This window comes from Serratia bockelmannii (assembly GCF_008011855.1).
Taxonomy (GTDB): Bacteria; Pseudomonadota; Gammaproteobacteria; order Enterobacterales; family Enterobacteriaceae; genus Serratia; species Serratia bockelmannii.
Map to the genome: position 1 here is coordinate 129,468 of NZ_VOUX01000001.1, position 21,388 is coordinate 150,855.

Annotated in this window: 21 protein-coding genes; 13 read left to right on the forward strand and 8 right to left on the reverse strand. The window is 59.2% G+C overall.

Annotated elements, in window-relative coordinates; translation table 11 throughout:
* Nucleotides 1–161: 161 nt before the first annotated feature.
* Both FOT55_RS00680 and FOT55_RS00685 read left to right on the forward strand, forming a co-directional pair.
* Nucleotides 162–1,067 (forward strand): bifunctional helix-turn-helix transcriptional regulator/GNAT family N-acetyltransferase, encoded by a 906-nt coding sequence (locus FOT55_RS00680; protein WP_147823032.1) that lies wholly within the window; start codon nt 162–164, stop codon nt 1,065–1,067.
* Between the two features lie 84 nt (nt 1,068–1,151).
* Nucleotides 1,152–2,450: an SLC13 family permease gene (locus FOT55_RS00685; RefSeq protein WP_147822948.1), complete on the forward strand. Its 1,299-nt coding sequence runs from the start codon at nt 1,152–1,154 to the stop codon at nt 2,448–2,450.
* On the opposite strand, the gene dapF is transcribed toward FOT55_RS00685, so the two are convergent.
* The 3 genes from dapF to bhsA (FOT55_RS00700) form a co-directional block, all read right to left on the reverse strand.
* Nucleotides 2,425–3,300 carry a diaminopimelate epimerase gene (gene dapF, locus FOT55_RS00690; protein WP_033647009.1) on the reverse strand — a complete coding sequence of 292 codons (876 nt, stop codon included), beginning with the start codon at nt 3,298–3,300 and terminating at the stop codon, nt 2,425–2,427. The genes FOT55_RS00685 and dapF overlap by 26 nt on opposite strands.
* Nucleotides 3,301–3,413: 113 nt before the next feature.
* Nucleotides 3,414–3,671: a multiple stress resistance protein BhsA gene (bhsA, locus tag FOT55_RS00695; RefSeq protein WP_016928601.1), complete on the reverse strand. Its 258-nt coding sequence runs from the start codon at nt 3,669–3,671 to the stop codon at nt 3,414–3,416.
* A gap of 191 nt (nt 3,672–3,862) precedes the next feature.
* Nucleotides 3,863–4,120, reverse strand: a complete 258-nt coding sequence (gene bhsA / locus FOT55_RS00700) for a multiple stress resistance protein BhsA (protein ID WP_016928600.1) — start codon at nt 4,118–4,120, stop codon at nt 3,863–3,865.
* A 176-nt stretch (nt 4,121–4,296) separates the two neighbouring features.
* Here bhsA (FOT55_RS00700) and FOT55_RS00705 point away from each other — a divergent pair, with 176 nt between their 5' ends.
* Entirely contained in the window at nt 4,297–4,941 is a 645-nt protein-coding gene (locus tag FOT55_RS00705) for a TetR/AcrR family transcriptional regulator (RefSeq protein ID WP_049203879.1), read from the forward strand.
* A gap of 35 nt (nt 4,942–4,976) precedes the next feature.
* Here FOT55_RS00705 and FOT55_RS00710 read toward each other — a convergent pair whose 3' ends face one another.
* The 4 genes from FOT55_RS00710 to FOT55_RS00725 form a co-directional block, all read right to left on the reverse strand.
* Nucleotides 4,977–5,795, reverse strand: coding sequence for a MetQ/NlpA family ABC transporter substrate-binding protein (locus FOT55_RS00710; RefSeq protein WP_049208930.1), 819 nt, complete (start codon nt 5,793–5,795; stop codon nt 4,977–4,979).
* A gap of 19 nt (nt 5,796–5,814) precedes the next feature.
* On the reverse strand, nt 5,815–6,483 hold the full coding sequence (locus FOT55_RS00715; protein WP_004939505.1) for a methionine ABC transporter permease: 669 nt from the start codon (nt 6,481–6,483) through the stop codon (nt 5,815–5,817).
* Nucleotides 6,476–7,501: a methionine ABC transporter ATP-binding protein gene (locus FOT55_RS00720; RefSeq protein ID WP_147822949.1), complete on the reverse strand. Its 1,026-nt coding sequence runs from the start codon at nt 7,499–7,501 to the stop codon at nt 6,476–6,478. Before FOT55_RS00720 ends, FOT55_RS00715 begins: the two co-directional genes overlap by 8 nt.
* Nucleotides 7,502–7,763: 262 nt before the next feature.
* Complete coding sequence (locus FOT55_RS00725) at nt 7,764–8,207, reverse strand: acetyltransferase (RefSeq protein ID WP_016928596.1); 444 nt, start codon at nt 8,205–8,207, stop codon at nt 7,764–7,766.
* 242 nt (nt 8,208–8,449) lie between these two features.
* On the opposite strand from FOT55_RS00725, the gene FOT55_RS00730 reads away from it, so the two are divergent.
* The 3 genes from FOT55_RS00730 (at nt 8,450) to FOT55_RS00740 (ending at nt 11,142) form a co-directional block, all read left to right on the forward strand.
* The gene (locus tag FOT55_RS00730) at nt 8,450–9,322 is read left to right on the forward strand and encodes an oxygenase MpaB family protein (RefSeq protein ID WP_033652666.1); all 873 of its coding nucleotides are present in this window, start codon (nt 8,450–8,452) and stop codon (nt 9,320–9,322) included.
* A gap of 163 nt (nt 9,323–9,485) precedes the next feature.
* Nucleotides 9,486–10,589: a suppressor of fused domain protein gene (locus FOT55_RS00735; RefSeq protein ID WP_141997535.1), complete on the forward strand. Its 1,104-nt coding sequence runs from the start codon at nt 9,486–9,488 to the stop codon at nt 10,587–10,589.
* Nucleotides 10,590–10,614: 25 nt separating this feature from the next.
* Entirely contained in the window at nt 10,615–11,142 is a 528-nt protein-coding gene (locus tag FOT55_RS00740) for a cysteine hydrolase family protein (RefSeq protein WP_060432667.1), read from the forward strand.
* 32 nt (nt 11,143–11,174) lie between these two features.
* Here FOT55_RS00740 and FOT55_RS00745 read toward each other — a convergent pair whose 3' ends face one another.
* Entirely contained in the window at nt 11,175–12,050 is an 876-nt protein-coding gene (locus FOT55_RS00745) for an NAD(P)-dependent oxidoreductase (RefSeq protein WP_060447583.1), read from the reverse strand.
* 290 nt (nt 12,051–12,340) lie between these two features.
* Here FOT55_RS00745 and trpS point away from each other — a divergent pair, with 290 nt between their 5' ends.
* From trpS to FOT55_RS00780, 7 genes are all read left to right on the forward strand, one after another.
* Nucleotides 12,341–13,348: a tryptophan--tRNA ligase gene (gene trpS / locus FOT55_RS00750; RefSeq protein ID WP_043136919.1), complete on the forward strand. Its 1,008-nt coding sequence runs from the start codon at nt 12,341–12,343 to the stop codon at nt 13,346–13,348.
* A 117-nt stretch (nt 13,349–13,465) separates the two neighbouring features.
* Nucleotides 13,466–14,299, forward strand: coding sequence for a phosphonate ABC transporter ATP-binding protein (gene phnC / locus FOT55_RS00755; RefSeq protein ID WP_019454697.1), 834 nt, complete (start codon nt 13,466–13,468; stop codon nt 14,297–14,299).
* Nucleotides 14,300–14,346: 47 nt separating this feature from the next.
* Nucleotides 14,347–15,279 (forward strand): phosphonate ABC transporter substrate-binding protein, encoded by a 933-nt coding sequence (phnD, locus tag FOT55_RS00760; protein WP_025302014.1) that lies wholly within the window; start codon nt 14,347–14,349, stop codon nt 15,277–15,279.
* A 78-nt stretch (nt 15,280–15,357) separates the two neighbouring features.
* Nucleotides 15,358–16,221: a phosphonate ABC transporter, permease protein PhnE gene (gene phnE, locus FOT55_RS00765; protein WP_021503954.1), complete on the forward strand. Its 864-nt coding sequence runs from the start codon at nt 15,358–15,360 to the stop codon at nt 16,219–16,221.
* Nucleotides 16,218–17,117: a phosphonate ABC transporter, permease protein PhnE gene (gene phnE / locus FOT55_RS00770; protein ID WP_025302015.1), complete on the forward strand. Its 900-nt coding sequence runs from the start codon at nt 16,218–16,220 to the stop codon at nt 17,115–17,117. Before phnE (FOT55_RS00765) ends, phnE (FOT55_RS00770) begins: the two co-directional genes overlap by 4 nt.
* A 231-nt stretch (nt 17,118–17,348) precedes the next feature.
* Nucleotides 17,349–17,813 (forward strand): YehS family protein, encoded by a 465-nt coding sequence (locus FOT55_RS00775; RefSeq protein WP_004939471.1) that lies wholly within the window; start codon nt 17,349–17,351, stop codon nt 17,811–17,813.
* Between the two features lie 188 nt (nt 17,814–18,001).
* Nucleotides 18,002–21,145: a right-handed parallel beta-helix repeat-containing protein gene (locus tag FOT55_RS00780; protein WP_147822950.1), complete on the forward strand. Its 3,144-nt coding sequence runs from the start codon at nt 18,002–18,004 to the stop codon at nt 21,143–21,145.
* Nucleotides 21,146–21,388 lie beyond the last annotated feature (243 nt).

A 21,388-nucleotide genomic window follows, 5' to 3' on the forward strand; every position in this document is an offset into this window, starting at 1 on the left:
GACATATTCAGATGCCCCGTTGGTTATTCATTCGCAATTGTTTATGCGTTATCGTTATGTTCTAAATTAGGTAACACTATCAACCAATAATCCATCCAACGCAGCGTGAAGGTGGAAGGACAGGGGAGCATAACGCCGTGAACATCAGGGATTTCAGAGCATTGGCGCGCAGTTTGGTCAGAGAATTCGGCATGTTGAACAAGCAGAGCAACGGCTCGCGCTTTTCGCCGCTGCAGATCCATCTGATGATCGAAGTCAGCGAGCAGCCGCTGGGCGTCACCGAGCTGGCGGCCCGGCTTTGCATCGACAAGGCCAGCGCCAGCCGGGCGCTGCGCAGCCTGGTGGCCGCCGGCGTGATAGAAACGGTGGATCATCCGGATGACAAGCGGCACAACCTGCATCGGCTGAGTAAACAGGGCGGCAAGGCGCTGGCCGGCATCGAGAGCGACGCCGACGGTTTTATGCAGGCGGCGCTGGCGCAGTTGGACGACGATGAGCTGGCGAGCACCACTGCGGCGATGAAAAAGATGACCGCGGCGCTGCGCAGCGCGCGCAAACAGCGCGACGCCAACCTGCGGGTGCGGCCGATCGCCGCGCGCGACGATGCGGCGATGGCGGCGATCATTCGCGACGTGTTTCGCGAGTACGGCATGGACAAGATGGAAGGGGTCAGCCTGCACGATCCGGATCTCGATCGGCTGACCGGCCTGTATCACGACAACGGCGGCCGCTACTGGGTGCTGGAGCGGGACGGGCAGGTGGTGGGGGGCGTCGGCATGGCGCCGCTGGCGGGCGAAGAGCCCGGCTATTGCGAGCTGCAGAAGCTATTTTTCAAGCCCGGCGCGCGCGGGCTGGGCATGGCGCGCTATATGGTGGTGCAGGCGATGAAGGCGGCGCGGGCGGCAGGGTATCGCTATTGCTATCTGGAAACCACCGAACAGTTGAAAGAGGCGATTGGGCTGTATTACGCGCTGGGTTTCACGCTGTTGACGGAACGGCGCGGCAATACCGGCCACCACGGCTGCAATGTGTGCATGCTGAAAAATCTGCAGAACGACGATATGTGAGCGGTTTCAAGGTTAACGCCCGCGCCTTGTGTCACCCTGTTAACCGTTTGATAACAATCACAACGTTTTATCAGGGAGGAAACTATGTTGGGGGATCCCATGGCGCTGTCCGCGCTGGTCACGCTGGTGGTCATCGCGCTATGGGCCAGCGCCCGCTTGCCGGAGTATTTGGTCGCGCTGCTGTTCTTTGCAGCGGTGATGGTATTGCAGCTGGCGCCCGCTGCGGTGACCTTTTCCGGTTTCGCGTCCTCCGCATTCTGGCTGGTGCTCAGCGGTTTCGTGTTGGGCAGCGCCATCCGCAGCACCGGCTTGGCGGATCGCCTGGCCAACCGCCTCTTGCCGCATCTGGCCGGTTCCTGGCCGCGCCTGGTGGGCGGCGTGGTGGCGATAAGCTACGCGTTGGCGTTTGTCATGCCCTCGAACATGGGGCGGATTACGCTGCTGATGCCGATCGTCATGGCGTTGGCCGATCGCGCCGGTCTGGCGGAAGGCTCGCGCGGCCGCATCGGTTTGGCGCTGGCGGTGGGGTTCGGCACCTTCCAGCTCTCCGCCAGCATTTTGCCGGCCAACGTGCCCAACCTGGTGATGAGCGGCGCGGCGGAAAGCGCCTACGGCAGCCACTTCGCCTATCTCTCTTATCTGCTGTTGCATGCCCCGGTGCTCGGGGTGGCCAAAGGCGCATTGTTGACGTTGTGCATCTGCGGCCTGTTCCGGGCGCGGCCGCAACCGGTGGTGGCCGAGGCGGGGCAAACGCCGCTCAGTGCCGCCGAGTGGCGACTGATCGCGCTGTTGGGCATGACGGTGTTGCTGTGGATGACCGACAGCTGGCACGGCATCGCCCCGGCCTGGATAGGGTTGGCAGCGGCCTGCGTCTGCCTGCTGCCGCGCATCGGTTTTCTCAACGGCGAACAGTTCGCCGCCGGCGTTAACGTGCGCACCTGCATTTACGTGGCGGGGATCCTGGGGCTGACCGCATTGGTCAGCCACTCGGGGCTCGGCGATCGGCTGGGCGGCGCGCTGCTGGCGATGATGCCGGATCTGCATGGCAAACCGTTCGCTGCGTTCGGTTCGCTGGTGGGGATCACCGCGTTGCTGAATTTCGTGGTGACCGCCAACGGCGTGCCGGCGCTGTTTACCCCGCTGGCGCAGGCGTTGTCCGCGGGCAGCGGCCTGCCGCTGCTGACGGTGCTGATGACCCAGGTGATCGGTTATGCCACCCCGCTGTTGCCGTATCAGGCCTCGCCGATCGTGGTGGCGATGGGGATGGGCAAAGTGCCGGCGCGCGAAGGGCTAAAGCTGTGCCTGCTGTTGGCCGTGCTCAGCTTCGCACTGCTGGTGCCGTTGGACTATCTGTGGTTCAGGCTGCTGGGGTGGATCCCGTAAACAGCCCCGCGCCGCCGGCAAAGCAGTCTTCGTCCAGCGTCAGGGTGGCGATTTTATGCACCGGCCCGCGCATGCTGACCTGAAAATCGCCGCTGAAGGCGATCTGCAGTTCGCCGCCCGGCATCCGCACGCTAACCCGATCGCCGACTCGTCCCAACTTGCGCATCACGCTGGCGGCGGCGCAGCTGCTGCTGCCGGAGGCAAGGGTAAAGCCGGCGCCGCGCTCCCAGATGCCGATGCGCAGCGTCTGGCGATCGACCACTTCCACCAGTTGTACATTGGTGCGTTTCGGGAACAGCGGATGGCGCTCAATCTGCGGTCCGAGCCGATGCACCTGCGCCAGATCCAGTTTTTCCACCGGCACCACGCAGTGCGGGTTGCCCATCGACACCAGCGAAACGCTTAACGTCTCCTCCCTCAGGGGCAGCGGATAGTTCAGCGCCTCCGGCAGATCGATCAAGGCCGGCAGCGCCGCCGGGCTGAAATTGGCGCGCCCCATCTCCACGGTTATCTGATGCGCGTCTTCCGCCACCTGGCAACGCACGTCGCCGCCGGCGGTGTGCACCAGAAACGGCTGATGCCCTACGCGCTCGCTGTCAAACAGATAGCGCGCGTAGATACGCAGGCCGTTGCCGCTTTTCTCCGCTTCGGAGCCGTCCGGGTTGATGATGCGCAGGGTGGGATTGACGGCGTCACCGCTGTCGATCAGCAGGCCGTCGGAACCGATGCCGTAATGCGGGTGGCACAACAGGCGGATCTGTTCCTGGCTCAGACGATCGGCGACCGAACGGTGACAGACCAGGTAGTCGTTGCCCAGGCCGTGATATTTGTGAAACAGCAGGGGAGTCATGGCGTTGCTCGGCTCAGCAAGAAAAGGTGGCTACAGCTTACAACAGAACGTTGGCGTCAAAACAAACAAAAGGCGGCCTGAGCCGCCCTTTTGCACGATTGCCTATCTGGCCATTAATTGTAGATGATCGCGGTGCCGTGCAGTTTGTTGTCACCGGTGGTGGCGATGATCTGGAAGGATTTGGCGCCCGCCGCGTCGGCTTTGGCCGCCAGTTTGTTTTCCAGGCTGCTCAGGTCGGACGCACCGCTGACGGTGACGACGCCGGCTTTTTGCAGGTCGGCGGGTTGTGCGTTAACCAGATCGGCGGCGAAGCTGCCGAAGGAGACGGAAGCCAGTGCGATGGCTGCGATGGTCATTTTCAGGTTTTTCATGGTCTTATTTCCTATCTTTGTTCTTTACGATGTTTGTTTTGTAAGGTCGTTAAATTGATTAACGATCGATAATTTAATGTTAGATGCCGGTTTGACGGATTGCAAGTATTTTTTTAATGCTCGTTAATTAATTTTTTTACGCCCTGGCGTTGTGAGCAAAAGGACAGGCAATCAGTTGGCTTAATGCTTTGTTATTGATAGATTTCTGCGGTACCATGCAGCTGGTTGTTACCGCCGGCGCCGATGATGCGGAAGGATTTTGCACCGGCCTGATCGGCTTTGGCGGCCAGGCTGTTTTCCAGCGAGGTCAGATCGGATGCGCCGCTGACGGTGATAACGCCCACTTTCTGCTGGTCTGCCGGTTGGTTCTGGACTAAATCGGCGGCGAAGCTGCCGAAGGAAACGCTGGCCAGAGTGAGAGCTGCTAAGGTTAATTTTAAGTTTTTCATGATGTTAATTCCTTTCCGATAACGGTCAATAGAGGGTTTTAATCTGCTTCGTTAAATTATCTTAACGATCGATAACTAAATGCTAATCGGTTCTCGACGAGCGCGCAATATTTTTTTATAATGATCGTTAAGTTATTTGTGCTAAGCCTGCCGTGGAGCGGGATAGGAGAGGAACGATGAGCATCAATGAAGCGGTCTGCGGCAAGAAAAGCCGTGGCAGACCAAAACAATTTGATCGCGACCGGGCGCTGGAAAGCGCGCTCGATCTGTTCTGGCGGCACGGTTATGAAGCCACCTCGCTGGCCGATCTGGTGGAAGTGACCGGCGCCAAGGCGCCGACGCTGTATGCGGAATTCGGCAACAAAGAGGGGATGTTCCGCGCGGCGGTGGAACGCTATCTGCAAAAATACACCACCTGCACCAACCAGCTGTTGGAACAGGATGTGCCGGTGGCCGAGATCGTCGAGGCCTACGTGCGCTCTTCCGTCGAAGTGTTTACCGACCCCGATACGCCGTCAGGCTGTTTTATGGTGTGCGCCTCCGCGGCACTGTCGTCCGCTTCCGACGACGTCGCCCAGATGCTGCGCAAAAAACATCATGCCCAGGAAGCGGCGCTGAAAGTCTGCTTCGATCGCAAGGTGCAGCAGGGCGAATTGTTGGCGAAAACCGATACCGCGCTGCTGGCGAAATACGTCATTTGCACCATTGAAGGCATGTCGGTGCAGGCGCGAGAAGGGGCAAGCCGGAGCGAGCTGTTGCGGTTGCTGGAGGCGCTGATGCTGGTGTGGCCGCGGCTCAGCCAGATTGGCAATAAGGTGTAACAACAGGCCCGGTTTTCACCGGGCCGTATAACCTACTACTGATTGACCGGGATCACCGCGCCCTGGTATTTCTCGCGGATAAAGTCCTGAATCGGCTTGGAGTGCAGCACCTTCACCAGCGCCACGATCTCCGGCTTGTTCACGTCGGCTTTGTGCACGGTGATGATGTTGGCGTACGGGTTGTTTTCGCCGCTTTCGACCGCGATCGGATCCTTGGTCGGATTCAGCCCGGCGTCGATGGCGTAGTTGGCGTTGATCACCACGGCGTCACCTTCGTTGTTGTTGTACATCTGCGGCAGCAGCGCGCCTTCAACGTTCGCCTGGAACTTCAGGTGTTTCGGGTTTTCCACCACGTCGGCGATGCGCGCGTCCACCTTGCTCACCCCTGGCTTCAGCTTGATCACGCCTTGCTGTTCAAAGATTGACAGAATGCGGCCTTCTTCCGCCACCGCGTCGCGCATGATGATTTTGCCGTTTTCCGGCAGATCTTTCAGGCTCTTGTACTTCTTCGAGTAGATGCCGATAGGCTCAATATGGATCGCGCCGGCGCTGACGAAGTCGTAGCTCTTGTCGTCGGCGTGGTCTTTCAGCACCGAGTTCAGGTAAGGCACGTGCTGGAAGTAGTTGGCGTCGATGTCGTGGCTGGCCAAGGCGGTGTTCGGCAGAATGTAATCCTGGAAGCGCTTGATCTGCAGATCGATGCCTTCCTTCGCCAGTATCGGTTTGGCCTGTTCGAGGATCTCGGCGTGCGGCACGTTGGAGGCGCCGACCACCAGCTTGGTCGCCGCGGCGGCGCCGTAAGAGGCGAGGGTGGCGACAGAGGCGAAAGCCAACATCAGTAAGTGCTTTTTCATCATCGTTTTCCTTGGTTAATTAACGTTTATCGAGCGTTCTTGTCAGGGTGTCGCCAATGAACTGAATGACGAAAACGATCAGCAGAATCGTCAGCGTCGCCACCAGCGTCACGTCACTGTGGTTGCGTTGGAAGCCTTCCAGATAGGCCAGGTTGCCCAGGCCACCGGCGCCGATCACCCCGGCCATCGCGGTGTAGCTCACCAGCGCGATCAGGGTGACGGTGATGCCGGAAACCAGCGCCGGGGAACTCTCCGGCAGCAATACGCGGAAAATCAGGGTGCGGTTTTTGGCGCCCATCGACCGCGCCGCTTCGATTACCCCTTTGTCGACCTCGCGCAGCGCGATCTCCACCAACCGGGCGTAGAACGGCGCCGCGCCAACGATCAGCGCCGGCAGGGCAGCGTCCGCGCCGAGAATGGTGCCGATCAGCGATTTGGTGAACGGGATCAGCAGCACGATCAGAATGATGAACGGAATGGAGCGGAAGACGTTGACCAGTACGGAGATCAGCGAGTAGACAGCCCGGTTCTGCAGCAGCTGGCCCTTCGAGGTTAAAAACAGCAGCACGCCGAGCACGATGCCCAGCACCAGCGTGGCCAAACCGGCGATGCCGGTCATGTACAGCGTTTCCCAGGTGGCGTCCCACAGTTGGTCCAGACGCAGGTGGGGGAACAGGGATTCAATCATGTTGGATAACCTCGACGGCGATATCTCTTTCGTGCAGCAGGCTGAGCATGTCGGCGACTTGTTGTTCGTTGCCTTCGGCGTGAATGTACAGTTCGCCGAACGAACCGTTGAGGGTGTGGCTGATCTTGCCGTGCAGAATGTTGACGGTCAGGGCGTAGCGCCGGATCACTTCGGAGATCACCGCCTGATGGGTTTGCACACCAACGAAGGTCAGCTTGAAAATCGCTCCCGGCAGATGAGCGGTGAGCCGCGGATTGAAGCTCTCTTCCGTGTCCGCATACTGCGACACCTGTTTGACGAACTGCCGGGTGATCGGCTGCTGTGGCCGGGTGAACACGTCAAGCACCGGGCCTTCTTCGACGATGCGGCCGTTTTCCATCACCGCCACGCGGTGGCAGATTTTGCGCACCACGTGCATCTCGTGGGTGATCAGCACGATGGTCAATTTCAGCTGGCGATTGATGTCCAGCAGCAGGTCGAGAATGGCGTCGGTGGTTTGCGGATCGAGCGCCGAGGTGGCCTCGTCGCACAGCAGCACGCTCGGGTTATTGGCCAGCGCGCGGGCGATGCCGACGCGCTGTTTCTGGCCGCCGCTGAGCTGCGACGGATAGGCGTTTTCGCGCCCCTGCAGGCCGACCAGCGCGATCAGTTCCGCCACGCGCGGCGCAATCTGCGCCTTGGGCACGCCGGCGATCTGCATGGAAAAAGCGATATTCTGGCTGACGGTGCGCGACCACAGCAGGTTGAAGTGCTGGAACACCATGCTGATTTTCAGGCGTGCCTGGCGCAGATGGCTCCCTTTGGCGCGGGCAATATCGAAACCGCCCACGTCAATGCGGCCGCTGGTGGGCGTTTCCAGGCCGTTGAGCAGGCGGATCAGCGTGCTTTTCCCGGCGCCGCTGTAGCCGATGATGCCGTAAATTTGCCCGGCCTCTATCGCCAGACTGACGTCGTCAACTGCCACGACGCGGCCCTGTGCGCTGTCAAAAGTTTTGCAAACGTTCGAAAGAACGATCATAACGAAGCGGATCCTTATCGATACATCACAGCATTCCGTCCGGAGCGCGTTGCGCCGGACAGGGATCGTTCGGCTTTTCAGCGGGGCACAACCCGGCGGGAAGTGGCGGACGGAACCTCTGTTGCGGGTGAATACCGGGCAATCCTACCGAGGGTTGATAGTGACAGGAAGAATGTAAAATCTATTACTTATTCTGATTTGATATATTAAACGGCGGGCGCCATGGGGGGAGAAAACCGGCCGCTGGGCGGCCGGTGGAGGGCTAGCGTTTTTCCAGCTTCATGTGCAGCAGCGGGAACGGGTTGCCCTGGCCGTCGAGCGGCGAGCGGCCGGTGATGACAAAACCGTAGTGGCGGTAGAAGCCGCTGGCCTGCGGATTTTGCTCGTTCACGTCCAGCTGCAGCTCATCGTGCAGCGTTTCCGCGTGGGTCAGCAGCGCTTTGCCCACCCCTTTGCCGCGCTGATCGGCGTCGATAAACAGCATCTCCACCTTGTTGCCGTTCAGACCGATAAAGCCGCAGGGATGCCCCGGCCGCTCTTCGGCCACCCAAACGTTGACCGCCGGCAGGTAGTCGTTCAGCACCAGCGGGAACAGCTGTGCGATGTTGTCTTCGGTTAAAAAGTGGTGAGTGGCGCGCACCGAACGCAGCCAGATATCTGCCAATTGCGCGTTGTCTTCCGCCGCGCGTGCTCTGATGGTAATCATCGAACTCTCTGCTATCTAAGTTGAAGGAAAAGAAACTAGATAGAGGTTTTGTGGGGTTAGTGCCGAATTAACGTGGGTTAACGCCCTGCAAAGCGCCTCTGCAGTGGATCGAATAGGCCCGCCTGGTTGCAAGCGGTATAACAACTGTAATTCAGTAAGTTAATGCTTTCAACCGCCGCAGGGCGCAATGAGGCGCTCGCCGCGTGATACACTGGCCGCTGAATGAGCAAGAGGGCGGCAGGATGGAAGCGGTACGCGCAGCGATAGAAAAACAGGTGCTCAGCCTGACCGGGTTGGCGCTCGGCGGCGTCGATTTTGAGAATCCGCCCGGCGATCCGGGGCTGTTCGGCCCGCAGTCGGTCATCTGGCAGGTACACCGCGATTTCACCCCAATGCTGTGCGGCGGCGTCAGCGCCTTGCTGTTGCAAATGCTGCACCCGTTGGCGCTGGCCGGCGTATGGGATCACTCCAACTTCCGCGACGATATGATTGGCCGCCTGCGCCGCACCAGCCAGTTCGTGTCGGTTACCACCTTCGGCCCGACCGCCGAGGCGGAGCGGCTGATCGCCAAAGTCAAAGCCATCCACCTGCGGGTGACCGGCGTCGGCAGCGACGGCACGCCCTATGCCGCCAGCGATCCGGCGCTGCTGACCTGGGTGCACGTGGCGGAGAGCAGCCGTTTTCTGGCCAGCCACCTGCGCTACCGCAACCCGCATCTTTCCCGCGATTTGCAGGATCAATACTACCGCGAAGCGGCGCGCGTGGCCGCCGCGCTGGGGGCGACAGCTATCCCTCAGTCCTGCGCGGAGGTAGACGACTATCTGCAGGCGATGCGGCCGCAGCTGGTCTGTGACGAACGCACCCAAGAGGTGGCGCGCATTCTGCTGAAGGCGCCGGCGCCGAGCGCGTTGGCGCGCCCGCTCGGCGGGGTGGTGATGCAGGCGGGCATCGATCTGTTGCCCGATTGGGCGCAGCGGCAGTTCGGCTTTCATCCGGGCGCGTTGCGGCGGCGGTTGGTGCGAACGGGGGCTGCAGGCCTCGGCAAAGTGCTGGGCGCGTCGATGCGCAACGGTTCCTATCAGCGCGCGGTGCGGCGCATCACTCAGCCGTCATGAGCCGCAGCCGCTATAATTAACCTTTGTTTATCTTCGTTTACGGCCGTTTTTGAGACTTTTACGGGTGATCCGGCCAGTAATGCGTTTTACACTTGAGGGCAAAGCCACATTCCATTTTTTGCGCGCAGCCGATTCTGCCGCGCCCTGACCCTATTGAGGTGATATGAACGAGTCATACGTACTTGCTGAAGTCAGCAATGAGAACCAGACGCTGGTCGCGGTGGTTCAGCAAGATCACCGGGCAGCCTATTTTTACATCTATCCCGCCGAAGCCTACAGCGATCGCTATCAGGTGCGCGCCTGCTGGCTGCGCAATCTGGCCGCCGCGCCGCTGCAGGAAGACCGCGCCGCGCTGGAGCAGGGGCAACCGCCGATGCTGGCGGCGGAATTTTGCCGCAACCTGGAAGGGGAAGCGCCGCTGAACCCGGAAGGGCTGATGGTGGTGTGGAGCGAAAGCGACGACGGCGCGGCCCTGTGGTATTACGGCCAACTGCTGGCGGTGATCCCCGGCTGGAGCCTGTATATCGACCATTCGGTGTGCTATTCGGCCAGCTGCATCAAGGAGAGCCCGTTGGCCTATCCACTCGGTTCGGCCTCGACCAACACGCAATATGCGCAGGCGGAAAGCACCCGCCAGTTTTGGCGCAGCTGGCAGCGTGAAGAGGGCAATCCGTGGCCGAAGATGCAGCGCGATTTTCAGGCGCGCTATGAGCAGCATTTCGGCCCTTCGGTAAAATACTACGCCATCGATCAGGGCAAGTGGCCGCCGATGGCCATCACTCAGCACGAGCGCGACGGCATCTATTACTTCCTCACCATGGGCGTCAGCATTCGGCCGATGCCGTGGGTGGAGATCCTGTTCAACGATGAGGCTTCGCGCTATCGCCGCATGGAGATGGCGATCGCCATCGACAGCCAATACATGACCGAAGACAACGCGGTGCAGATGGCCAGCGCGCTGGCCGGTTTCGCGCACGCGCCTTGGGCGCGGCTGACCTGGATCGGCGAAGGGCATACGCTGGAGTCGGACGTGGCGCCGCTGGGCTACGAGGGCTATATTTTATCGTCGTCCTTCTACCCGCATAGCGCGCACCTGGCTCTGCCGCAGCAGTACGGCGATCCGGTGAACCTGTTTTGGGCCAGCCCGGTGTTTACCGCCGAGCGCCAGCTGGCGCACGCCACGCCGAACGGCGGGCACGATCTGGTGAACCGGTTGCGTGAGCAGGGCGTCGATCATATTTTCCGCCCGCGCCAGCCGGTGTGCTGACGCGGCTTAATCTTCGGGAGCCGCCATGACCACCGCGCTGTTGATTATCGATGTGCAGGAAGGATTGTTTACGCCGCCGCCGGCGGATGCCGCGGGCACCGTTGCGCGCATCAACCAACTGAGCGAGCGCGCCCGCCGGGCGGGCGTGCCGGTTGTCGTCATTCAGCACCATACGCCGGACGACGAACTGCCGCACGGCAGCGCCGCCTGGCAAGTGCTTGCGGCGCTGAAGGTGGCGCCAGGCGACCATCGGGTGGATAAAACCACGCCGGACTCGTTCCTGCGCACTTCGCTTGGCGCGTTGCTGATCGCCAACGGCGTATCGCAGTTGGTGGTTTGCGGTTACTCCACGCCGTTTTGCATCGATACCACGGTGCGCAGCGCCGCGGCGCACGGCTATCCGGTGACGCTGGCGGCGGATGCCCACACCTGCCACGACAAATCCTATGCCGACGGCCTGCTGATCCGTACCCACCATAACGAGACGCTGTCGAATATCGACAGCTTCGGCGTGCCGATCCGCGCCGTGCCCGCAGCGGACATCGTGTTCTGAGAACGGAAAACGGGGGCCAGCGCCCCCGTTCGTTATTTCAGGCCCGCCCGCCGCGCCGCCACCTTGGCCAGCGCCGCCCAGTCCAGATCCGCATCCCCTTGCGCCATCGCGTCGAGGAAGTTGTCCTTCAGCACTCCGGCGAACGGCATCGGCGTATGGCTGTCGGCGCCGGCGGCCAGCGCCAGCCCGACGTCCTTCAGCCCCAGCGCCAGCCGGAATCCGGCGGGTGAATATTTCTCGGCGGCGATCAGCGCACCATAGCCCTGGTAAGCCGGGGCGGCGAAGACGGTGCTGCTCAGCATCTGCAGGTAGTCGGCGCCGGAAACGCCGTAGTTGCGCACCAGCGCGCTGCCTTCCGCCATCGCTTCAATGGCGCTGGCCAGCGTAAAGTTGGTGGCGATTTTGACCACGTTGGCCTGCGCCGGGTCGGCGCCGAAGTGCCAGGTTTTCTGGCCGAGGGCATCGAACAGCGGTTGCGCTTGCTTCAGCCGTTCGCTATCGCCGGCTGCCAGAATATTCAGCTTGCCGGCGGCGGCCACGTCGATCCGCCCCAGCACCGGTGCGGCGAGATAGCCGATGCCGTGTTCCGCATGCAGCGTCGTCAGGCGTTTGGCTAGCTCGACCGAGATGGTCGCCATATTGATATGCAGCGCGCCCGGTTTCATCCGCTGCAGCAATCCGCTGTCCACCACCACCTGTTGCGTGGCGGCATCGTCGGCCAGCATGGTGATCAGCACGTCGGCATCGGCCAACTGCTCCGGCCGTTCGGCCTGCCGTGCGCCGGCGCTCACCAGCGGCTGCGCCGCCTGCGGCGAGCGGTTCCATACCGTCAACGCGAAGCCCGCCTGCACCAGGTTAGTTGCCATGGCGCTGCCCATCCCACCCAGTCCGGCAAATCCGATCTTCATCATGCGCTCCTTTTTCAGGTTGAAGGTTTTACCCTAGCGCGCCGGGCCAGGAACGCAAATGCCGGAGTGTAACGCCGTCTTACGCGCCGGCGGCGGGCTATTGACGCATTGCCGCTGCGGGTATACCTTGATGGCATGAATATATCGATGCACTCCACCCACAATCAGTCATGGTGGCGCCTCTTCTGAGGCGGCACGAGTATTCACATCTCTTTTTAATGCCGCCGGTTTGGCGGCATTATCTTTTGTGGCGTTGATCCGGCGGTCTACAGACCTTCAGGAGCACTGTCATGAGCTACACCATTCTTACCGGCGATCGCGCTACCGGCCCACTGCATTTAGGTCACTTTGTCGGCTCGCTGCGCCAACGCGTCGAACTGCAGCACCAGCATAACCAAACGGTGATGGTGGCGGATCTGCAGGGCCTGACCGACAACGGCAACAACCCGCAAAAAATCAGCGCCAACGTGCTCAATGTCGTGGCCGACTATCTGGCGGTCGGCATCGATCCGCACAAGACCACGATCTGCCTGCAGTCGGCGCTGCCGGCGTTGGCCGAGCTGACGATGTACTACCTCAATCTGGTCAGCGTGGCGCGGCTGGAACGCAACCCGACGGTGAAAAACGAAATCGCCGAGAAGGATTTCGCCCGCAGCCTGCCGGCCGGTTTTCTGATCTATCCGGTCAGCCAGGCGGCGGACATCACCGCCTTCGGCGCCACCCACGTGCCGGTCGGCGAGGATCAGCTGCCGATGCTGGAGCAAACCAACGAGATCGTGCGGCGCTTCAACCACATCGTTGGCCAACCGATATTAACGGAGTGTCAGCCGCTGTTGAGCAACGTCGGGCGTCTGCCGGGGCTGGACGGGCAGGGCAAGATGTCGAAATCGCGCGGCAACGCCATCCCGCTTGGCGCCGGCGCCGACGAGGTTCACAAGGCGGTGATGAGCATGTTCACCGATCCTGGCCATCTCAACGTCAGCGATCCCGGCCGGGTGGAGGGCAACATGGTGTTCACCTATCTGGACGCCTTCTGCGAAGACGCCGCACTGGTGGCGGAGCTGAAGGCGCACTATCGGCGCGGCGGGTTGGGGGACGTGAAAATCAAACGGCTGCTGGAGGATTGCCTGCAGAGCCTGCTCGAGCCGATCCGCACCCGCCGCGCCGAATTCATTGCCGATAAAGGCGAGCTAACGCGTATCCTGCAGCACGGCACCCGCCGCGCGCATCAGGTCAGCCAGCAGACGCTGCAGCAGGTCAAGATGGCGCTGGGGCTGGACTTCTTTAGCCTGGAATGATGCGCACGCCGGGGCGGCACGCGTCACGCCCCGGCCATAAAACGATCATCCCACTGTCATAAACTTATCCGTTAATAGGTGCCCATAATGATTAGCCACTGAAACCAGAGAAATCATATGGCTCAGGCACTGTTAAAATTGGCACAGCACGACTTTCCAGGGCAGCACGCCGCCGCATCTCGCAAAGTATTATCGGTAAAGGGACTCGGCAAGGCCTATAAAGCGCAGCAGCGCGTGCTGGATGACATCAATTTCGATCTGCACGCCGGCGAGTTCGTGGCGGTGATCGGCCGCTCCGGCGCAGGCAAGTCCACGCTGCTGCATACCCTCAACGGCACCATTCCTTCCAGCTGCGGCGAGATGCTGCACTTCGAAGACGATGGCGTGGCGCAGGATATCGCCCAGCTTGCCGGCCGCCAGATGCGCCAATGGCGCGCGCGCTGCGGCATGATCTTCCAGGACTTCTGCCTGGTGCCGCGGCTGGACGTGATGACCAACGTGTTGCTGGGGCGCCTGAGCCACACCTCCACCCTGAAATCCTTCTTCAAACTGTTCGATGACGCCGACCGCGCTCGCGCCATCGAGCTGTTGCAGTGGCTCAACATGCTGCCGCACGCGCTGCAGCGCGCCGAGCACCTCTCCGGCGGCCAGATGCAGCGCGTCGCCATCTGCCGCGCGCTGATGCAAAACCCGCAAATCCTGCTGGCTGATGAGCCGGTCGCGTCGCTCGATCCGAAAAACACCCGCCGCATCATGGACGCGCTGCAGAAAATCAGCGAAGACGGCATCGCGGTGATGGTGAACCTGCACTCGGTCGAACTGGTGAAAGAGTATTGCTCGCGGGTGATCGGTATCGCCCACGGGAAGATCGTGTTTGACGGGCATCCTTCGCAACTGAACGAACGGATCCTGCACCAGCTGTATGGCGAAGAAGCCAATCAGATCCATTGAAGCACTTTTGACCTTTACCCTTTACCTTTACACACAAGGCACACCTAATGAAAAAAGTATTGAGTCTGACCACCCTGATGGCCGGCGCGATGATGGTATTTAATGCTGCCGCAGCGGATGCGCCGAAAGAGCTGAACCTGGGCATTCTCGGCGGCCAGAACGCCACCCAGCAGATCGGCGATAACCAGTGCGTGAAGCAGTTCCTGGACAAGGAACTGAATGTCGATACCAAGCTGCGCAACTCGTCCGACTATTCCGGTGTGATCCAGGGCCTGCTGGGCGGCAAGATTGACCTGGTGCTGAGCATGTCGCCGTCATCGTTCGCTTCGGTCTACATCAAGGATCCGAAAGCGGTGGACATCGTCGGCATCGCGGTCGACGACGTCGACCAGTCGCGCGGCTACCACTCGGTGGTGGTGGTGAAGGCCGGCAGCCCGTACCAGAAACTGGAAGATCTGAAGGGCAAGGCCATCGGCTTCGCCGATCCGGATTCCACCTCCGGCTTCCTGATCCCGAATCAGGCGTTTAAAAAGCTGTTCGGCGGCACGGTCGACAACAAATACAACAACACCTTCTCCAGCGTCACCTTCTCCGGCGGCCACGAGCAGGATATCCTTGGCGTGCTGAACGGCCAGTTCGAAGGCGCGGTGACCTGGGCGTCGATGATCGGCGACTACAACACCGGCTACACCAGCGGCGCGTTCACCCGCATGATCCGCATGGATCACCCGGACCTGATGAAACAGATCCGCATCATCTGGCAGTCGCCGCTGATCCCGAACGGCCCGATCCTGGTGAGCAACTCGCTGCCGGCCGACTTCAAAGCCAAAGTGGTCACCGCCATCAAGAAGCTGGATAAAGACGATCACCAGTGCTTTATCAAAGCGATGGGCGGCAAACAGCACATCGGCGACACCACCCTGGCGGAATACCAGACCATCATCGATATGAAGCGCGAGCTGACCAAAGGCGACCGTTAATTCCCGGCTGCCTCGGCCGTCCGAATGAAGGGGGTCAGCGTGCTGAACCCCTTGTTCCATCAAGATGGAAGACCTGCTTTGAATACCGATTTCGCACACTATTACCAACGGATCCGCAGCAAGCAAAAACGCGAAGCGCTGCTGTGGTCGCTCGGGCTGGTGGTGCTGTACCTGGGCGCCGGCAACCTCGCCGAGTTCAACCTGCACACCGTCTGGGTGTCTATTCCGCACTTCTTCGACTACCTGGCCGAAACCGTGCCGACGCTGCACTGGCACCTGCTGTTCGCCGATGGGCGCACCGAAGGTTCGCTGGCCTATTGGGGTTACCGCCTGAACATCCAGCTGCCGCTGATCTGGGAGACCCTGCAGCTGGCGCTGGCGGCGACCATTTTTTCGGTGCTGGTGGCGACCGTGCTGGCGTTTCTGGCGGCCGGCAATACCTATACCCCGGCCTCGGTGCGGCTGGCAATCCGCACGCTGGTGGCGTTCTTGCGCACCATGCCGGAGCTGGCGTGGGCGGTGATGTTCGTGATGGCGTTCGGCATCGGCGCCATTCCCGGCTTCCTGGCGCTGGCGCTGCACACCATCGGCAGCCTGACCAAGCTGTTCTACGAATCGATCGAAACCGCCTCCAACAAGCCGGTGCGCGGGCTGGCGGCCTGCGGCGCCACGCCGCTGCAGCGCATGCGCTTTGGCCTGTGGCCGCAGGTGAAGCCGGTGTTTCTCTCCTACAGCTTCATGCGGCTGGAGATCAACTTTCGTCAGTCGACCATTTTGGGGCTGGTGGGCGCGGGCGGCATCGGCCAGGAGCTGATGACCAACATTAAACTCGACCGTTACGATCAGGTCAGCATGACGCTGCTGCTGATCATCGTGGTGGTTTCCGTGCTCGACTACGTGTCGGGCGAGCTGCGCAAGCGCGTGGTGGAGGGGGCAAAATGATAGCGGGCACTCCGGCATCGGCGGAAACGCTGCGCCAGTTGAAACAGCAGCATCCGGCGATCTTCGCGCAGCAGGGGCGCTACCTGCGCACCGTCGGCCTGATCGCGCTGGCGATCGTGCTGTACTATGTGTTCTTCTTCCTGGTCTTCGGCATTAGCTGGCCGCAGTTTATCAACGGCTGCCAGCAGCTGGGGCGCTATTTCCTGCGCATGTTCGTCTGGCACGACTTCGCCAATTGGCCGTTCATGTACTACTTCCAGCAGATCGGCATCACCATCGCCATTGTGTTCGCCGGCACCATCACCGCGTCGTTGATCGCGCTGCCGCTGTCGTTCTTCGCCGCGCGCAACGTGATGTCGACGCCGCTGCTGCGGCCGATCTCCGTGCTGGTGCGCCGCTTGCTGGACGTGCTGCGCGGCATCGACATGGCGATCTGGGGGCTGATCTTCGTGCGCGCCGTCGGCATGGGGCCGCTGGCCGGGGTGTTGGCTATCGTGATGCAGGACGTCGGGCTGCTGGGCAAACTGTACGCCGAAGGCCATGAGGCGGTGGACAAGTCCCCCAGCCGCGGCCTGACGGCGGTGGGCGCCAACGGGTTGCAGAAGCACCGCTACGGCATCTTCACCCAGTCGTTCCCCACCTTCCTGGCGCTCAGCCTGTACCAGATCGAGTCCAACACCCGCTCAGCGGCGGTGCTGGGCTTCGTCGGCGCCGGCGGCATCGGCCTGGTGTATGCGGAGAATATGCGGCTGTGGAACTGGGACGTGGTGATGTTCATCACCCTGATCCTGGTGGTGGTGGTGATGATCATGGACAAGGTCTCGTCGATGCTGCGCAACAAGTACATCATCGGCGAAGACATCCCGCTGTATCAGCAAAAAAGCCAAATCGATTGAGAAACCCCTTGCCGATCCCTATACTGCCGCACATTCAAGGTGTGCGGCCATACCCGTCATACTTGGAGCTGCCTCTTTGTTGGCTGCATTTGCGCGCCCCGGTCACATAGTTAACTATGCGCCGGTGGCTTACAAATTTGCCGCCGCGATGCAACTCCAATTATTTTGGGTATGGGGCATTTTTTTACAATGCGCACGTCCCCGTTAGACAAGTAAAGGCAATGCAATCCCATGATGAACAACGACGTGCTGCGCAGCGTGCGCTATATGCTGAGCATTAACAACGCCAAAATGGTCGAGATTATCAAACTGGACGATTTCGAGGTGGCGGTGTCGGCGATGGACGCTTACGTGATCAAAGAAGGCGAGCCGGGCTACGAAAAGTGCCCGGACGAAGTGATGGCGCACTTCCTCAACGGCCTGGTGTTCTTCAAGCGCGGTAAGGACGACAAGTTCCCGGCGCCGGCGGTTGAGCTGCCGATCACCAATAACCTGGTGCTGAAAAAGCTGCGCGTGGCGTTCGAGCTGAAAGACACCGACATGCACCAGATCTTCACCGCGGTGGACTTCCGCATCTCCAAGCCGGAGCTGAGTGCGCTGTTCCGCAAAGAGGGTACCAAGAACTACCGCCCGTGCGGCGATCAGATGCTGCGCTACTTCCTCAAAGGGCTGGCGCAGCGCGTTCGCGGCGAGTAACGCGCAGCGTTCACCGAACATCAGGCGCAATCGCAAGGTTGCGCCTTTTTTATTGCCGCTCTCCCGCCCGCCGTTGTTGTACTGGCCCTCAGCCACCCGTCATCGATGGAGGGCGTGCCGCCCGTCCGTTTACTTTTCTAGGGTTCGTTCAATGTCGATTGAAACGTAAAATCCAGAGGAGTAATTCAATGGCTCAAATGTCAAAAGAAGATCCACAGTTCAACACAAAAAATGCCGCCGCTCAGGTCAATGACGGCGGCGAATTCGCTGAATATACCCCTGAACAGTTCGGCGCCGTAGGCGATGGCCTGGCTGACGATCGAGATGCCGTCAGCGCCATGTTCGCTAAAGTGGCGATTGACGCCGCTAACTCGATGAAAAAACGCCAGGTCAGAATGGCGAATGTCTATCGGTTGACGTTGGGTTCGGCTTGGCAGCCTCTACAGATCCCCAGCAACTGCCATATTTATGGCGGTGGTGAAATTCACCTGGATGACGATACGCCTCAAATCAATATTTTTAATACCGTGGAACAGTCGAATTTCATCGTGGAAGATCTGAGGATCACGAGAAAGGTGACTCAGAAAGATGCAGATCCTATTTGGTGGTATGCCACTCGCGCGTGTACCGGCATGGCTTTCACCCGTTGTGAAAACTTCACCGTGAGAAATTGCGTCATCAGCATGCATACCGATGCTTTGGGCCTTTCTGACTGTACGTCAGTTACCCTTGAGAACAATTTACTTAAAGATCTGGGTGAAGAACCTATCGCCGTTCGTGGCGGACGCCATATTACAATCCAGAATAACGAACTGACGAATCATCAGGGTGACGGGATCTTGCTGAAAACGGGCGTGAACCGAGATGCTTATGACATCTTGATTGTGAACAATCATATTCATGATGGACATAAACCCGCTAAACCCGCTGGGGCCGGGCATACGCAAAGAGGGGGCGGGGTGACATTGAATAATGAAGTGACCGGCACGCCTCATTCATTCACTAACCTGACCGTTGCCAATAACCATATTGTTAATACCAGCTATGGCATCTCGCTGGGTGGAATCAGTGACATTAATATCTCTAATAACTACATCAAAACGATCGAAAGGTTCGGCATTCAGATCGACTATTCCTTAGTGAATAACCCCACCAAAATCCCTACGAATAATTCACGAATTATCGGGAATCACGTTGAAGATACCGTTGAGAATGGCATCGATTATCACGGCAATAACGATATTTCTGTCGCGGAGTCTGTTATCGCAGATAACTTTTTAAATTACTGTGGTACCTCCACGACGTCGGCCTTCAATGGCATTGCCGCAACGGAGGCGACCCTTTCAGGCAATATTATCAATAACTGTAAGGTCGCTCTGTTCGCCAATAGCTGCGTGATGACCGGTAACAAGATAACCAACTCCGGGTGGGCCAGCAGCCAGGTATGGATCAAGCTCTATGGCGACCGTACGGTGTTTTCCGGCAACCGGGTAACGGACTCTGATTTTGGCTATATCCGCTTTTTGAATGGGAAAAACGCCATTATTGAAGGGAATGTGATTAAGCTTGCTTCTCCCGCTCGGGCGCTGGAGTTAGGCGGGGCATTTGACGAAACGACTCTCATTGGCAAGAACGTCTGGGATTGCGCTTTTAAACCGATTCTCTCTACGATTGCAGGGGTAACGGGCAATCAACTCATTCAGTATTCCTTCCCGAATGAAGGCGTGCCCCACATTACCCCTCAGATGTTCGGCGCGAAGGGCGATTGGAATGATACAGCTGGCGTTGGTACGGATGATACGCAGGCGTTTAAACAGGCTATCGCTTATGCGATTAGCCAAGGCTGCAAGAAGCTCTATGTTCCTGCCGGTAACTATTACATTACAGATACCTTAAATTTAGGAGGAGAAAACTACACCGGAGATAAAGGCATTGCGATAGAGGGCGAAAATTGGATTAGTACGAAATTCTTCTTTAAGCCGACGTCTAATGATCATGCGTGTTTTGAGTCGAAAGGCGGTTCCGGGATCCATACCAACAGATATATCAGCGATGTGACGATTACGCCGGCCAAGGGCGCGTTATATACGGGCACCGGCTATCGGATCAATGGTTCCTGTTTCATGCGGCATGAAAGATTGCTGATTATGAAGTTTTTTGTGAACTTACATCTGTTGAACGGCTATGCCGGTGCGTTTACCGAGTTCGTCAGTTTTCACTCTTGCCGGTTCCACCGTGGCTTGTCGAACATCTTGATGGAAAGCAATGGCGGGGATAGCTCCTTCCACGGCGTGGGGTTCCATGAAATTCAATGTCAGATCAAGGTCTCCGGCAATCCGGGCGATGGTGGCACAAATACGGATGCCGGCGTGGGGCTGGAGTTGAGAGGAAACGCCAACAGCGTAACGTGGTACAACGGTTTCTGCTATATCCACCTGTTCGGCGGCGTCGGCGCTACGGCGATCAAACTCACCCGAACCAACACCGATAACATCCTGGGGCAGTTTACTTGCGAAGGTGAAACCATTCTTCAGAGTGATGGAAGCACCTTTGAATGTCGGGGCGGTTTCTATAACGTGGGTAATACCACTTACAATGTGGCTGCAGAACCGGTAAACGGCATCGCGGCGGCATTTGTGTTTGATAACATGCTGAGCAATACGACAAGATTCGCCAACGCGGCAATCGCCGATATGGCTCCTAGGCAACTTCCGTGGTCCTTGGCGGACAGGGCCAGCCATGGCGCTTATCCGGCCATTTTCCATGGTATCAAGGACGGCTCCGATAACCTGTTCTATGCCGCCAAAGGAGGGAGTACCAGCTACCATTACTTTGGCGGCATTTCTCCAGGCAATAACCTTCAGGGGTTTGAACCGGGCGTCAGGTTGGCTCAGGACGGGGCTTCTTTAATTAGTTTTTCACCTAAGTTTACGCTTGGCGCTAATAACAATACGACCAGCAGCGGCGTATCCATCTCCCCGGCGGATTTTTCGCCGCAGAAGGATATCGCGACCGCCTTAGGACAACCCTCATTTAAATGGAGCGGGTTGTACACCAAGCAGTTAACGGTTGCGGATAATGGCATCTATCCGGCCGGTAACGGCGCTTATCCTATTGGTGGGCCGAATAACCAATTCTCCTCCGGCCACATAAAAGTGTTGAATATTTATGATTCAGCGAACGTGAACGGAGATCCTGTAGGTGTCAGAGTTGCTGTCCCCGCTTCGGCCGTTGCGCCCGGTAAAATAGGCCAATGGTCGGCAGACTCCACGTTCTTTTATATTTGCACGGCGGCCAATACCTGGAGAAGGGTAGCGCTCACCACATGGTAGGTACTGAGCTTGCGGCTGGCGGTTGACCTATCCCCATCGGCCTGCGGGGCGGCGAGTGTCGTCGCCCCGGTTTTTCCTCTGCGTCATCCCGCCATTGCACTCTTTTTGTTCTCCCGCTGCGCGCCGCTGGTGCAGCCCGTTTGCCGCCGCCGTCATAAGTTTTAATTATAATTCATTGAAATCATGAGATTAAAAATTGGCACGCCGGTTGCTCTGTTGAATCCCATCTTGTGTACCAGATGG

Bases quoted from the DNA above. Each gene is read 5' to 3' on its own strand.
- FOT55_RS00740 (WP_060432667.1), top strand. From the start codon at position 10,615: ATGACCACCGCGCTGTTGATTATCGATGTGCAGGAAGGATTGTTTACG.
- FOT55_RS00745 (WP_060447583.1), bottom strand. From the start codon at position 12,050: ATGAAGATCGGATTTGCCGGACTGGGTGGGATGGGCAGCGCCATGGCA.
- FOT55_RS00735 (WP_141997535.1), top strand. From the start codon at position 9,486: ATGAACGAGTCATACGTACTTGCTGAAGTCAGCAATGAGAACCAGACG.
- phnD (WP_025302014.1), top strand. From the start codon at position 14,347: ATGAAAAAAGTATTGAGTCTGACCACCCTGATGGCCGGCGCGATGATG.
- FOT55_RS00705 (WP_049203879.1), top strand. From the start codon at position 4,297: ATGAGCATCAATGAAGCGGTCTGCGGCAAGAAAAGCCGTGGCAGACCA.
- FOT55_RS00715 (WP_004939505.1), bottom strand. From the start codon at position 6,483: ATGATTGAATCCCTGTTCCCCCACCTGCGTCTGGACCAACTGTGGGAC.
- phnC (WP_019454697.1), top strand. From the start codon at position 13,466: ATGGCTCAGGCACTGTTAAAATTGGCACAGCACGACTTTCCAGGGCAG.
- bhsA (WP_016928601.1), bottom strand. From the start codon at position 3,671: ATGAAAAACCTGAAAATGACCATCGCAGCCATCGCACTGGCTTCCGTC.
- phnE (WP_025302015.1), top strand. From the start codon at position 16,218: ATGATAGCGGGCACTCCGGCATCGGCGGAAACGCTGCGCCAGTTGAAA.
- dapF (WP_033647009.1), bottom strand. From the start codon at position 3,300: ATGACTCCCCTGCTGTTTCACAAATATCACGGCCTGGGCAACGACTAC.
- FOT55_RS00730 (WP_033652666.1), top strand. From the start codon at position 8,450: ATGGAAGCGGTACGCGCAGCGATAGAAAAACAGGTGCTCAGCCTGACC.
- bhsA (WP_016928600.1), bottom strand. From the start codon at position 4,120: ATGAAAAACTTAAAATTAACCTTAGCAGCTCTCACTCTGGCCAGCGTT.
- FOT55_RS00780 (WP_147822950.1), top strand. From the start codon at position 18,002: ATGGCTCAAATGTCAAAAGAAGATCCACAGTTCAACACAAAAAATGCC.
- FOT55_RS00725 (WP_016928596.1), bottom strand. From the start codon at position 8,207: ATGATTACCATCAGAGCACGCGCGGCGGAAGACAACGCGCAATTGGCA.
- FOT55_RS00775 (WP_004939471.1), top strand. From the start codon at position 17,349: ATGATGAACAACGACGTGCTGCGCAGCGTGCGCTATATGCTGAGCATT.
- FOT55_RS00685 (WP_147822948.1), top strand. From the start codon at position 1,152: ATGTTGGGGGATCCCATGGCGCTGTCCGCGCTGGTCACGCTGGTGGTC.
- trpS (WP_043136919.1), top strand. From the start codon at position 12,341: ATGAGCTACACCATTCTTACCGGCGATCGCGCTACCGGCCCACTGCAT.
- FOT55_RS00720 (WP_147822949.1), bottom strand. From the start codon at position 7,501: ATGATCGTTCTTTCGAACGTTTGCAAAACTTTTGACAGCGCACAGGGC.
- FOT55_RS00710 (WP_049208930.1), bottom strand. From the start codon at position 5,795: ATGAAAAAGCACTTACTGATGTTGGCTTTCGCCTCTGTCGCCACCCTC.